The following is a 12,205-nucleotide window of genomic DNA, read 5'->3' as shown; positions in this document are numbered from 1 at the left end:
CATAATGAAATGTTCTTGTACGATAAAGACATAGAGAAAGTATGGTGATGATATGGAAAAAATGATGCCTTTTATCCGAGCAATGGAAGAAGGAGATATCGACAAATTGGGCGAACTTTTAGATGCGTTCTTATTAGAAGGGAACCCAGATGAGCAATATGAACTGGCGGATTTATTAGCCCAATATGGTTTTTTACAACAAGCAGTGCAAGTATTAGATCATTTACACTATTTATTCCCAGAAGAAAATCAGTTGAAAATCGACCAAGCGCAACTTTACTTAGAAATGGACAAAGAAGATGCGGCACTTGAATTGCTTACAACAGTCGAAAAATCGAGTGATGCATACCCGCAAGCACTTCTAACATTAGCAGACTATTATCAAATGATTGGGCTATATGAAGTGGCAGAGCAAAAGATTAATGAAGCAATTAGTATTATGCCAAATGAGCCATTACTTCTTTACGCAAAAGGCGAACTATTACTGGAAACTGGTAGATATTTAGAAGCTGCTAGAATAATGGAAGACTTGATCCCAGTAAAAGACGCTATTCCGGCTGTGGATTTATCATTAAAGCTAGCAGAAATTTATAGTGCAGGGGCAGCATATGAAGAAGCCATTCCCTACTATGAGGTTGCACTACGCAAAGAAGTGGCACCAGATGTATTATTCCACGCAGCATATGCATCTTTCCAAGTGCAACATTATGAAACAGCAGCCAAGCATTTAGAAAGCTTGCTGGAAATCGATCCAGATTATTTTTCGGGCTATATGTTGCTGGCGGAAACGTATGCGATGCTTGAAAAAAATGAAGAGGCATTGAAAGCGATAACGGATGGAATTGCCCGAGATGAATTCGAAAAAGAATATTATTTATTTGCAGGTAAAATATCGCTTAAATTGGGTAGAGTGAAAGAAGCGGAATCATTTTTACGAGAAGCAATTGTATTAGACCCAGAATATATGGATGCGATTTTTATTCTTTCGTCTTTATTTTCCACAGAAGAGATGGATGAGGAGTTAATCGAACTGTATGAAACGTTGAAAGAGCAACACTTTGAGTGGTCTTCTATGTATCCATTTATAGCTCGAGCATATGAGCGTTTAGAATTGTACGATGAAGCATATGCATTTTATAAACTAGCATATACTGAACATAAAGAAGATGCTACATTTTTAGAACAGTATGTCTATTTCCTGCTTGAAGAAGGAAAGCGAGACGAAGCACTAGAAGTAGTAGCGATATTGCAAAAATTACAGCCTGAAAATAGTACATGGTTCGACTTAGTGGAATAAAAAAAGGAAGGAGAGGTTACGTGACTGCTTCTGTTTCAGTTGGGGAGAAAAAAGAATTTGTTCGCTGGTTTTTAAAAAAGTATCAAATGAAAAGAAGAGAGTGCGTCTGGATTTTGAATTACTTGATTAGTCACGAAACATTGTTGAATAACGTCCATTTTGTGGAGGAAGCACATTATTGCCCGCGTGCGATGATTATGTCGGTTACAACATCATCTGGTATTCCTTTTCGCTTTTACAAAGGAAGCGTGATGACGGCCGATGCAGAAAAGTCATTTCATGATTTGCGTTTACACCCAGAAGAAGATATGTACATTCAATTGAACTTTCAAATGCTCCCTCCAAGCCCAGAATACTTAGCGGTTCTAGAAGAAAATCCTTTTATGCCAAAGTATTTGCATATTAGTGAAAAAGATAAACGAATCGCAGAAGATATGTTAGCGGAAAGTCTTCATTCATTTCAAGTGGAACAACTAAAAAAGCAAATTGATGAAGCAATTGATGAAAATAATAAGGAAAAGTTTCTAGAGCTTTCAGCATTATGGAAACAACTACAACATAGAGGAAATTAGGAGAGATAGCCCATGCATTGGAACGGAAAAGATAGCGCAGTATTTCAAGCACAAAAAGAATATATAGATACAGCAGTCATCCCACTAATTGTCATAGATGGTTCGGAGCAGGGCTTTCCATTTGCTGCCTCAGCAGCCGATTTTACATTATCATTGGCCAATTTAATTGAAAATCAGTTTAAAGGAAGGATTGTTTTATTTCCTTCCTTCTCTTATACAACTAGCCAGGACAAGCAGTCATTGCTTGAAATATGGAAAGAAGAACTAGTAAAAGCGGATTTTAAATACATATTCTTTGTGACTTCTGATCGGGAGTGGAGCACTATGGATGGCGAACATGATGTGATTTGGACACCATCCGTTCCACTAGATTCGATGGATCAAAAAATGAGAAATTCTGTGTTAGAAGATCAGCTACGACAACTAATTCCGATTTTTGCGAAAAAATGGGCGAATTAGTGACAAATTGTTGCAAGATTTGTTCACAAAGTTCATAATTCATGTCAAAGGAATATTGACCTTCCTTTTTTATTGATATATCATGGATATGTCCTAGTATTATTATTTCAAGCAAGTATGTCCATTGGACTGACCTTTAAGTAAGAGGGGGGAAAAGGATGAGTAACAATAAAGTATCAAGACGTCAATTTCTAAGTTATACACTAACAGGTGTTGGCGGTTTCATGGCAGCAGGAATGCTCATGCCGATGGTACGTTTTGCAATAGACCCTGTATTGCAAAAATCAGAAGGTGGAGATTTTGTCCTAACGGAGAAGAAAATTGCCGATATTACGGACGTTCCACAACGTGTAGACTTCACTTTTGAACAGGTGGATGCATGGTACAAGTCTGATATTACAAATGCTGCATGGGTTTATAAAGAAGGAGATCAAATTATCGCACTTTCTCCTGTATGTAAGCATTTAGGATGTACGGTAAACTGGGAAGGTGACCCAGCTCACAAAAATCAATTCTTCTGTCCATGTCACGCAGGTCGTTACGAGAAAAACGGACAGAACGTTCCAAAAACACCACCTCTAGGTCCGTTGGATCAATTTGAAATTCGTGAAAATGACGGTTTCTTGGAAATTGGAAAAGCTATACCTAACACATTAGTTTAAAAGTAAGGGGGTACGACATCAGTGCTTAATAAAATCTATGATTGGGTGGATGAACGTCTAGATATTACACCAATATGGCGTGATATCGCAGACCACGAAGTACCAGAACACGTAAACCCTGCACACCATTTCTCTGCATTTGTTTATTGTTTCGGAGGATTAACGTTCTTCATTACAGTTATTCAAATCTTATCCGGTATGTTCTTAACTATGTATTATGTACCAGATATTGAAAATGCATGGGAATCTGTATACTATCTTCAAAACGAAGTAGCATTCGGTGAAATCGTGCGTGGGATGCATCACTGGGGAGCGTCACTTGTTATTGTTATGATGTTCTTACATACATTACGTGTATTCTTTACTGGTTCTTATAAAAAACCTCGTGAACTAAACTGGATGGTCGGAGTATTAATCTTCGCTGTTATGTTAGGTTTAGGATTTACGGGATACTTACTACCTTGGGACATGAAAGCATTGTTCGCAACAAAAGTAGGTATTGAAATTGCTGCATCTGTTCCATTTATTGGTGGAATGATCAAAACGTTACTTGCTGGTGATGAGCATATCATCGGTGCACAAACATTAACAAGATTCTTTGCGATTCATGTGTTCTTCTTACCAGCTGCATTATTTGGTTTACTTGCGGCTCACTTTATCATGATTCGTCGTCAAGGTATTTCTGGTCCACTATAATGGGTAAGTGGAACAGATAATTCTTAAAAGGAGGGGACATTATGCATCGCGGTAAAGGTATGAAATTTGTTGGTGACTCTCGTGTTACAGATCCAGCTAGCAGACCGAAGAAAACTCCGAAAGACTATTCTGAGTATCCAGGTAAAACAGAAGCTTTCTGGCCAGACTTTTTATTGAAGGAATGGTTAGTCGGTGCTGTTTTCTTAGTAGGTTATCTAGTACTAACTGTTGCACATCCGTCTCCACTTGAACGTCCAGCCGATCCAGCGGACACAGGTTATATTCCGGTACCAGACTGGTATTTCTTATTCTTGTATCAGTTATTAAAATATGAATTTGCATCAGGACCATTTAACATTATCGGAGCAATCATTATGCCAGGTCTAGCTTTTGGTGCACTTCTATTAGTACCATTCTTAGATACTAGTAAAGAAAGACGTCCATTTAAACGTCCTTTACCAACTGGTTTTATGCTTTTAGCAATTGCTGCAATGATTTTCTTAACTTGGGAATCTGTTGTAAACCACGATTGGGAAGCTGCTAAAGCATACGGAGAGATTAAAGAAGAAGTTTCTGTAGAATTCGACGAAACTTCAGAAGGCTATGAGCTGTATCAAGCATCGTCTTGTATCGGCTGTCATGGTAACGCATTCGAAGGTGGTTTAGGTAAGCCGTTAATCGGGTTAGACTATACTGCTGATGAAATCGTTAACATTGCGCATGAAGGTTTAGGTGGAATGCCTGGTGGCACATACCAAGGAACTGAAGAAGAGCTTCACAAACTAGCTGAGTTTATTACAACGCTTCAACCAGCGGAATAACTAGCTAGACATAATAAAAGTAAAGAGAGTCAGGCAACTGGCTCTCTTTTTTACTTACCTTTTGAAGGAGCGTTTCTATGAAAGAATTAATAACGTACGGGAAGTTAGTGCTCTTTAATAAGTCATTTATGTGGTTGTTGTTCGTAGTGAATTTACTCGGGACGATTTATGGTTATATTTGGTATGAGAGCCAACTCTCCGTTACGGAGCCTAAATTTCTTTTGTTTGTTCCGGATAGTCCAACAGCAAGTTTATTTTTTACTATTGCATTACTTGGATGGCTACTAAAGAAAAACTGGAAGTTAATAGAAACACTTGCGCTTATTACATTGGTTAAATATGGTGTATGGGCAGTTGTCATGAATATCTGTACATATATCGAGACCGGCTCCATAGGTTGGATGGGATGGATGCTCGTCATTTCTCATTTTGCCATGGCACTACAGGCTGTACTTTATATACCATTCTACCGATTTACATTCGTACATATTTTTATCGCAGCAGTCTGGACATTGCATAACGATGTCATAGACTATGTATTTGGTCAAATGCCTATATATCGTAGTTTGAGCGAATATGCCAGTCAAATTGGCTATTTCACATTTTGGTTGTCCATTGCGTGTATTAGCATCGCAATTTTAGTTCATCAAAAAAGGTCAAAGCGAATTAGTTGAATGTGATTGGATAACCTATTAAAATAATAATTATAGATAAGAAAGGGGAAATGATTGGTGGTTTCTTTTATCATATATTTTGCGATAATTTTGTTATTGCCTATATATGCACAAATGAAAGTCAAAAGAACGTATAAAAAGTATTCAAAAGTACGCTCCACTTCAGGTATGACAGGTGCACAAGTAGCAAGAACTATTTTAGACGCAAATGGTTTATATGATGTGAAAGTAGTGGAAAGTAGCGGTTTTTTAAGTGACCATTACAACCCAATGACTAAAATTGTCGCATTATCTTCGCATAATTATCATGAAGCATCTGTAGCAGGATCAGCTATTGCGGCACATGAGGTAGGACATGCGATTCAACATAAAGAAGCTTATTCCTTTTTAACTTTACGTCATAAACTAGTGCCGATTGCGAATATATCTTCCAACGCATCTTGGATTTTCGTCATGATTGGTATCTTTGCTTCTATGAGTAACTTGTTACTATTAGGTATTGTGTTACTTGCTGCAGGTGTAGTGTTCCAAATTGTTACACTTCCAGTAGAATTTAACGCCTCTAATCGTGCAATGGACCAAATGGTATCGTTAGGTGTTATTCGAAACGAAGAAGAACGTCATGCAAAGAAAGTATTAAGTGCCGCTGCTTTAACATACGTCGCAGCTGCAGCAGTAGCTGTACTTGAATTACTACGTTTAGTATTAATTTATACAGGAATGTCTAGAGACGATTAACAATTAAGGAAAGGATTGTTCCGTGTATTTGGAGCAATCCTTTTTGAGAAATAACATACACTTGGAATAAACGGGCACTTAATGTGTATCTACTTTTGGATTACTTTGGACTGAACGAGCTCAACATATTACCGAGATTTCATAATGTGGAGGGAGGCGACCTTGTCGCCTCCCTCCACATTTTTTGGTAATCATGTTGTAATCGTTCGTCCGTCGTACTCCAAAAGTACAAGTAATTGAAGTTCCAAAGCTTTTGAGAACCAAAGAATATACAACTTCCTAATAATAAAGTAAGCAGCCAAAGATGCAATTTTGGCTGCTCTGGCCTTCTTTATAGTATTTCCACCTCTACACTTTCTAATAGCAATGAAACTTTCTATAAAGATACGACTATCCGTTAACGTATATTAATAATTCATAGTTGTAATGCATTAAAAATTCACGCAATAGTATTACTGAAAAGAGTATGCATTTCTTTTCGAACAATCTTTATTTCTAAAAGTGACACCGAAGAAGAATAGCTAGTATTCACTGTATAAAGAAGCAATGAGCTCTCGAAATTGCATCTTCGAGAGCTTTTTGTATGGATTGGAAAGTATCTTTTCTCTCATATTCAAAGAGGGTCTTAGTCTTAATCTTTTAGATATTGTTGATGGAGGGCGATGGACAGGAAAAAGCCAAAAGATTACCGATAAAAGAGAGGCTGGTCGTGACTAAAGTCACGGCCAGCCTCTCCCAAAAATGAAACGGTGATTTTTTTAGCGATAAGTCTGTCCAAAGTCCTCCGAAAACGATACATAACAGGTTTTGTATTTAGAGGGTTCTAACACCTTTTCTTAATCAATCGGCCTTTTCTCCTCATCAAGCGTGAATCCTTCACCCATCACATCATTCGTTTCCGTTACCGATACAAAGGCATGTGGGTCAACTGCAGTGATAATCGATTTAAGGCGGACGATCTCATTTTTAGCAATAACACAATATAAAATCTCGCGTTCTTTCTTCGTATAATGTCCATATCCTTTTAACACCGTCACTCCACGATCCATTTCGTTCGTTATACGGTTGGCAATTGCATCTTGATGTTCAGAGATGATAAACGCTCCACGCGCCGCATAACCACCTTCCTGTACGAAATCGATTACGCGTGCTCCGACAAAAACTGCCACCAGTGTATACATAACCGATCTAATATCTAAAAACGTGAGCCAAGATAGGAAAATGACAATCGCATCGAACATGAACATCGTTTTTCCCATACTCCAGCCAAGATACTTTTGACCAAGTCTTGCGATAATATCTACGCCACCTGTAGTTCCACCAAATCTAAAAATAATTCCTAAACCAACACCAACGAATACCCCTGCAAATAAAGAAACAAGGAACATATCATCTTGTAACCCGATTTGTGTCTCATACATATGAAATATTTTTAAAAATACAGAGACAGCTACGGTACCGATTATCGTATAGGCAAATACTTTCCTACCTAAAAGTTTCCATCCAATGATAAACATTGGAATGTTTAATAGAAGGTTCATTAAAGCAACATCCCATTTGAAAACGAAATACAGGATTAACGTAATACCAGCAAAACCGCCTTCTCCAAGCTCATTTTGCATATTAAAATGAACAAAACCAAAACTATAAATAGCGGATCCTATTATAATCATGATGATATTTTTAATTTTTAAGCCTAGCCCCATTGTTCCACCCCTTTTTATAGTCCATACTAAAGTTATTATCTTTTATTTAATTGTTTTTGACAACTGGTGTATAAATTTATTACGATGAAGGGAGGAGAGTGAGAAATATGTCGGAAAATAAAACATTATCTGAACTTCAGCATGAAGTAGATGCATACATAAGTCAATTTAAAGAAGGATACTTTCCTCCAATGGAACTTTTAGCAAGATTAACGGAAGAACTAGGAGAACTTTCCCGAGAAGTTCAACATAAGTATGGCACGAAGAAAAAGAAGCATACAGAAGTAGACAAAGAACTTGCAGATGAATTGGGAGATTTCTTTTTTGTGCTAATATGTTTGGCAAATGCAGAAGGAATAGATTTACAAACATCCTTACAAAACGTATTGCATAAATACAATACACGTGATAAAGATCGATGGACGAAAAAGGAGGACTAACTATGGTGATCAAAGTAGCAATTGCAGGACCAAGAGGTAGAATGGGAAAAGAAGCAGTGGCAACGGTTATTAAGAACGAGGAATTTCTTTTAGTAGGATTATTAGATCATAAAAAAGAGGAAGAATATTTGGGCGATAATATTCCTATTTTCACTTCTCTAGAAGAATTAATCGAACAAACGGAGCCGGATGTATTAGTTGATTTGACTATCCCTACGGCTGTTTATGATCATGCTATGACAGCTCTACAATATGGGGTAAGACCAGTTATTGGTACTACGGGCTTCACTGATTTACAATTAGATGAGATACGCACGAAAGTGGAAGAAAAACAGGTCGGTTGTATTATCGCTCCTAATTTTTCCATCGGTGCAGTTTTGATGATGAAATTCTCTCAAACTGCAGCAAAATATTTGCCGGATGTAGAAATAATTGAAATGCATCATGATCGCAAAGTCGATGCTCCATCAGGCACGGCGATTAAAACGGCCCAAATGATTCAAGACACAAGAAATCCATTTGAACAAGGGCATCCGGATGAGGAAGAAATATTTGCTGGTGCAAGAGGAGCCAATTTAGAAGGGATGCATATACATAGCGTTCGTTTACCTGGTTTAGTTGCACATCAACAAGTATTACTTGGTGGCGATGGACAACTTCTCACAATTCGTCACGATTCGTTTAACCGTGCGTCATTCATGCCGGGTATCGTCTTATCGATTCATGAAATAATGAAACGAAATACGCTAATATACGGCTTAGAAGAGATTATTTTATAGGAGTGAAGCTATAATGAGAATTGCATTAGTAGCGCATGACAAGAAGAAAGAAGATTTAGTCCAATTTGTAACGGCGTATAAATCTATTTTGGAAGATCATGAATTATTTGCAACAGGTACGACGGGAACGCGCATTATAAATGAAGTTGGATTATCCGTATTTAGATATAAATCGGGTCCACTAGGCGGGGACCAACAAATTGGTTCGGCAATTGCCAACAATGAAATGGATATGGTCATCTTTTTCAGAGATCCTTTAACTGCACAGCCACATGAACCAGACGTAACTGCACTCATTCGTTTATGCGATGTATACCAAATTCCACTTGCAACGAATATGGGAACAGCGGAAATTTTATTAAAAGGTATTGAAGAAGGATTTTTAGATTGGCGTTTATTGGAAGAAAGACGCGCTCGTTAAGGAAGTGATCGTATGCGTAAATTGAAAATTGGGATTACATGCTATCCATCAGTTGGAGGATCAGGTGTAATTGCCACCGAACTTGGTAAAATGCTTGCGGAAAAGGGACATGAAATACATTTCATCACCTCAAGTATGCCTTTTCGTTTAAACAAAATGTATCCATCCATTACGTTTCATCAAGTAGAAGTAAATAGTTATTCTGTTTTCCAATATGCTCCGTATGATATTGCTTTAGCAAATAAAATGGCAGAAGTGATTATAGATGAAGGGTTAGACGTACTGCATGTGCATTATGCTATGCCACATGCAGTATGTGCTATTCTAGCGAAAGATATGGCCAAATCCGATATAGGCATTGTGACAACTTTGCATGGAACAGATATTACCGTATTAGGGGATGATTCAGCCCTTTCCGGTGCTATCCGCTATGGAATCGAAAAATCCGATATCGTTACAGCAGTTTCACATTCATTAGTAAATCAAACGATGGAATTAATCGCACCACAACAAGAGATAGAAACCATCTATAACTTTGTAGATGAACAAGAATACTACAAAAAAGATGCTGGTAATTTAAAGGAATTATTAGGAATTGCGCCGGATGAAAAAGTAGTCATCCATGTTTCTAATTTCAGGAAAGTGAAACGGGTTCCAGATATCGTGAAAAGTTTTGAATTGATTCGAAAAGAGATGCCAGCAAAACTTCTTTTAGTAGGCGATGGTCCTGAAAAACATCCAGTAATGGAATATGTTCGAGGAACTTCGATTGAAGAAGATATACTATTTCTTGGTAAACAAGACAACTTGTCCGAACTATATGCCATTTCGGATCTAATGCTACTGCTTTCGCAAAAAGAATCATTCGGATTAGTATTGTTAGAAGCAATGGCTTGTGAAGTACCATGCATTGGCACAAATGTCGGTGGCATCCCTGAAGTGATCTCGCACGGGGAAAATGGCTATTTAGTCGAGCTTGGTGATACTAAAAAAGTAGCGGAATATGGGATTCAATTATTACAAGATCCTATTTTACATAAACAAATGGTCGAAACTTCGTTAATGTTTATCGAGGAACGATTTAGTTCGAAAAAAATTGTAGAACAGTACGAAGCGATGTACGAAAGAGTGGCGAAGAAATAATATGATGAAAAATCGGTGGCCAGAAGCTTATAAAGTAATCGAAACACTTGAAAATGCTGGTTTTGAAGCATATGTTGTGGGAGGTGCAGTCCGTGATTTTGTAAGGCATCAACATGCAAATGATGTGGACGTGACAACAAATGCCACACCGAATGAGGTCAAACGGTTATTTCCTCACACCATTGATGTCGGAATTGAACATGGGACTGTTCTAGTCGTATTAAAAGAGACGATTGAAGTAACGACGTTTCGTTCAGAAGCCACTTACACTGACTTTCGAAGACCAGACGCAGTTACATTTGTTCGCTCGCTTGCGGAAGATTTACAAAGACGTGATTTCACGATGAATGCAATGGCGCTAACTAAAACAGATGAGCTCATTGATTATTTTGGTGGTAGGGAAGATATTGAAAAGGAAGTAATACGGGCTGTTGGAGACCCACACCAACGTTTTTCCGAAGATGCCCTTCGCATGCTGCGAGCGATCCGTTTTTCCGCACAGTTGAACTATTCCTTACATGTGGATACGATGGAAGCCATTCAATCGCTTCATCACCTAATTGCCCATGTTTCGATGGAAAGGGTAAAAGTAGAGCTGGAGAAAATTTGGATAAGTGATTATGTTGGAAATGGTATGCATTTATTTGTTTCTAGTTATTTAGCAGACAATTTCCAAGGTGATTGGACAACGTATCGTGATAGCTGGGAAAGATTTTCAAGCTTCGGAAATACTGCAAATGGATGGGCATATTTTGCGCTTATGCAGTCTTCAACTGATTTGGGACCAATGCTTTCCTTTTATAAATGTTCGAATGCAGAAAAAGCACATGTGAAACATATAGTAGCAGCAGTAGATCAACTAGCTAAAGGGTATTGGAGTCCCTATAATTATTTTCAGTTTACAGAAGATGTACTCATAGCCGCAACGAGCTATGCAAAAGAACTGAAGAAAATTGATACCTCATACACCCCAGAACAAATTAAGCAAGCAAAAGCTGCTATTCCCATTTCATCGGTCAAAGACATTGTCGTAAATGGCAATGATTTAATGAAGTGGACACAGAAAAAAAGAGGTCCATGGATTAGGGAAGCGATGGAAAAAATAACTTTAGGAATCGTAGCTGGTAAGCTAAAGAACGATAGAAAAATGATACAAGAATGGTTTTTAAGTGAGTATATCAATGTCGACTATTAATCGTATGTATAATGGAGCAAGTGACCGAAAAGCGATTAAATTAGAAACAATCGTCTATACGTCACTTGCTTGTGCATAATTTAACTATTGAAACTGCCTATAATCATAAAATCTACAACAATTCCACTCACTGGATTTTCTGAACCTAATACATTAATACCAAGCACTGTTACCCCACTAATGTTTGTAACATTTGCAGAGACATATTTTGCAGCAACATTTTTCTCGCGCATTTGGACTCTCGGTCTTGCATTTGTCGAAGGATTAGTAGAATATACACTTGATACTGCATAGTCAATAGTTGTTAATAATGGATTACCATTTGCTAATCCATTGTCTGTAATATAAAGTGTAGCTATACCATTTGCGTCTGATGTAGTTTGTCCATAAATAATCCGCTTAACTTTTTTTGGATTCGGCTCTCCTGTTTTAAATACTTGAAATAACGTTGGTGCCAGTGAAACAAATTCAAGGCTCATAGCGATTTCCCCCTGTAATACATTGCTATCTATTACAATCAACAGCTTTGATTAAATGTATGACTGGCTATACTTTAATATTCCATGTACTTTCTGTTTTACAGCTTATGATTGAATATATTA

15 protein-coding genes are annotated in these 12,205 nt (G+C 37.6%); 13 read left to right on the top strand and 2 right to left on the bottom strand.

Features of this window, described 5'->3' with window-relative positions; translation table 11 throughout:
- Positions 1 to 52: 52 nt before the first annotated feature.
- The 8 genes from ACIQ38_RS21395 (at position 53) to ACIQ38_RS21360 (ending at position 5,919) form a co-directional block, all read left to right on the top strand.
- A complete protein-coding gene (locus ACIQ38_RS21395; RefSeq protein WP_402828135.1) occupies positions 53 to 1,297 on the top strand; it encodes a tetratricopeptide repeat protein in 1,245 nt (414 codons plus the stop codon).
- A 20-nt stretch (positions 1,298 to 1,317) separates the two neighbouring features.
- Positions 1,318 to 1,869, top strand: a complete 552-nt coding sequence (locus ACIQ38_RS21390; RefSeq protein ID WP_402828132.1) for a ReoY family proteolytic degradation factor — start codon at positions 1,318 to 1,320, stop codon at positions 1,867 to 1,869.
- Between the two features lie 12 nt (positions 1,870 to 1,881).
- Positions 1,882 to 2,328 (top strand): DUF2487 family protein, encoded by a 447-nt coding sequence (locus tag ACIQ38_RS21385; RefSeq protein ID WP_402828129.1) that lies wholly within the window; start codon positions 1,882 to 1,884, stop codon positions 2,326 to 2,328.
- Positions 2,329 to 2,486: 158 nt separating this feature from the next.
- On the top strand, positions 2,487 to 2,990 hold the full coding sequence (locus tag ACIQ38_RS21380; protein WP_402828127.1) for a Rieske (2Fe-2S) protein: 504 nt from the start codon (positions 2,487 to 2,489) through the stop codon (positions 2,988 to 2,990).
- Positions 2,991 to 3,011: 21 nt separating this feature from the next.
- Positions 3,012 to 3,686, top strand: a complete 675-nt coding sequence (gene qcrB, locus ACIQ38_RS21375; RefSeq protein WP_402828124.1) for a menaquinol-cytochrome c reductase cytochrome b subunit — start codon at positions 3,012 to 3,014, stop codon at positions 3,684 to 3,686.
- 41 nt (positions 3,687 to 3,727) lie between these two features.
- Positions 3,728 to 4,507: a menaquinol-cytochrome c reductase cytochrome b/c subunit gene (locus tag ACIQ38_RS21370; protein WP_402828121.1), complete on the top strand. Its 780-nt coding sequence runs from the start codon at positions 3,728 to 3,730 to the stop codon at positions 4,505 to 4,507.
- Between the two features lie 77 nt (positions 4,508 to 4,584).
- The gene (gene lhaT, locus ACIQ38_RS21365; protein WP_402828118.1) at positions 4,585 to 5,181 is read left to right on the top strand and encodes a lipoprotein heptaprenylglyceryl N-acetyltransferase LhaT; all 597 of its coding nucleotides are present in this window, start codon (positions 4,585 to 4,587) and stop codon (positions 5,179 to 5,181) included.
- 57 nt (positions 5,182 to 5,238) lie between these two features.
- A complete protein-coding gene (locus tag ACIQ38_RS21360; protein ID WP_402828115.1) occupies positions 5,239 to 5,919 on the top strand; it encodes a zinc metallopeptidase in 681 nt (226 codons plus the stop codon).
- Between the two features lie 836 nt (positions 5,920 to 6,755).
- On the opposite strand, the gene ACIQ38_RS21355 is transcribed toward ACIQ38_RS21360, so the two are convergent.
- Positions 6,756 to 7,625, bottom strand: coding sequence for a YitT family protein (locus ACIQ38_RS21355; RefSeq protein ID WP_402828112.1), 870 nt, complete (start codon positions 7,623 to 7,625; stop codon positions 6,756 to 6,758).
- A gap of 107 nt (positions 7,626 to 7,732) precedes the next feature.
- Here ACIQ38_RS21355 and ACIQ38_RS21350 point away from each other — a divergent pair, with 107 nt between their 5' ends.
- Genes ACIQ38_RS21350 through ACIQ38_RS21330 form a run of 5 tightly spaced genes read left to right on the top strand, consistent with a single transcriptional unit; the run spans position 7,733 to position 11,603 of the window.
- Positions 7,733 to 8,065: a nucleotide pyrophosphohydrolase gene (locus tag ACIQ38_RS21350; protein WP_402828109.1), complete on the top strand. Its 333-nt coding sequence runs from the start codon at positions 7,733 to 7,735 to the stop codon at positions 8,063 to 8,065.
- A 2-nt stretch (positions 8,066 to 8,067) separates the two neighbouring features.
- Positions 8,068 to 8,844, top strand: coding sequence for a 4-hydroxy-tetrahydrodipicolinate reductase (gene dapB / locus ACIQ38_RS21345; RefSeq protein WP_402828106.1), 777 nt, complete (start codon positions 8,068 to 8,070; stop codon positions 8,842 to 8,844).
- 13 nt (positions 8,845 to 8,857) lie between these two features.
- Entirely contained in the window at positions 8,858 to 9,265 is a 408-nt protein-coding gene (mgsA, locus tag ACIQ38_RS21340) for a methylglyoxal synthase (protein ID WP_402828102.1), read from the top strand.
- 12 nt (positions 9,266 to 9,277) lie between these two features.
- Positions 9,278 to 10,408 (top strand): N-acetyl-alpha-D-glucosaminyl L-malate synthase BshA, encoded by a 1,131-nt coding sequence (gene bshA / locus ACIQ38_RS21335; protein ID WP_402828099.1) that lies wholly within the window; start codon positions 9,278 to 9,280, stop codon positions 10,406 to 10,408.
- Between the two features lies 1 nt (position 10,409).
- Positions 10,410 to 11,603 carry a CCA tRNA nucleotidyltransferase gene (locus tag ACIQ38_RS21330; RefSeq protein WP_402828096.1) on the top strand — a complete coding sequence of 398 codons (1,194 nt, stop codon included), beginning with the start codon at positions 10,410 to 10,412 and terminating at the stop codon, positions 11,601 to 11,603.
- Between the two features lie 80 nt (positions 11,604 to 11,683).
- On the opposite strand, the gene ACIQ38_RS21325 is transcribed toward ACIQ38_RS21330, so the two are convergent.
- Positions 11,684 to 12,082 carry a hypothetical protein gene (locus tag ACIQ38_RS21325; RefSeq protein ID WP_402828093.1) on the bottom strand — a complete coding sequence of 133 codons (399 nt, stop codon included), beginning with the start codon at positions 12,080 to 12,082 and terminating at the stop codon, positions 11,684 to 11,686.
- Between the last annotated feature and the right edge of the window lie 123 nt (positions 12,083 to 12,205).

Origin of the sequence: Psychrobacillus sp. NPDC096389, assembly GCF_044762855.1 — a bacterium.
GTDB lineage: Bacteria > Bacillota > Bacilli > Bacillales_A > Planococcaceae > Psychrobacillus.
Note: the sequence above shows the minus strand (reverse complement) of the source record. Positions and strands in the feature narration are given on the sequence as shown.

Bases quoted from the DNA above. Each gene is read 5' to 3' on its own strand.
- bshA (WP_402828099.1), top strand. From the start codon at position 9,278: ATGCGTAAATTGAAAATTGGGATTACATGCTATCCATCAGTTGGAGGA.
- dapB (WP_402828106.1), top strand. From the start codon at position 8,068: ATGGTGATCAAAGTAGCAATTGCAGGACCAAGAGGTAGAATGGGAAAA.
- mgsA (WP_402828102.1), top strand. From the start codon at position 8,858: ATGAGAATTGCATTAGTAGCGCATGACAAGAAGAAAGAAGATTTAGTC.
- ACIQ38_RS21355 (WP_402828112.1), bottom strand. From the start codon at position 7,625: ATGGGGCTAGGCTTAAAAATTAAAAATATCATCATGATTATAATAGGA.
- ACIQ38_RS21325 (WP_402828093.1), bottom strand. From the start codon at position 12,082: ATGAGCCTTGAATTTGTTTCACTGGCACCAACGTTATTTCAAGTATTT.
- ACIQ38_RS21385 (WP_402828129.1), top strand. From the start codon at position 1,882: ATGCATTGGAACGGAAAAGATAGCGCAGTATTTCAAGCACAAAAAGAA.
- lhaT (WP_402828118.1), top strand. From the start codon at position 4,585: ATGAAAGAATTAATAACGTACGGGAAGTTAGTGCTCTTTAATAAGTCA.
- ACIQ38_RS21380 (WP_402828127.1), top strand. From the start codon at position 2,487: ATGAGTAACAATAAAGTATCAAGACGTCAATTTCTAAGTTATACACTA.
- ACIQ38_RS21370 (WP_402828121.1), top strand. From the start codon at position 3,728: ATGCATCGCGGTAAAGGTATGAAATTTGTTGGTGACTCTCGTGTTACA.
- ACIQ38_RS21330 (WP_402828096.1), top strand. From the start codon at position 10,410: ATGATGAAAAATCGGTGGCCAGAAGCTTATAAAGTAATCGAAACACTT.
- ACIQ38_RS21395 (WP_402828135.1), top strand. From the start codon at position 53: ATGGAAAAAATGATGCCTTTTATCCGAGCAATGGAAGAAGGAGATATC.
- ACIQ38_RS21350 (WP_402828109.1), top strand. From the start codon at position 7,733: ATGTCGGAAAATAAAACATTATCTGAACTTCAGCATGAAGTAGATGCA.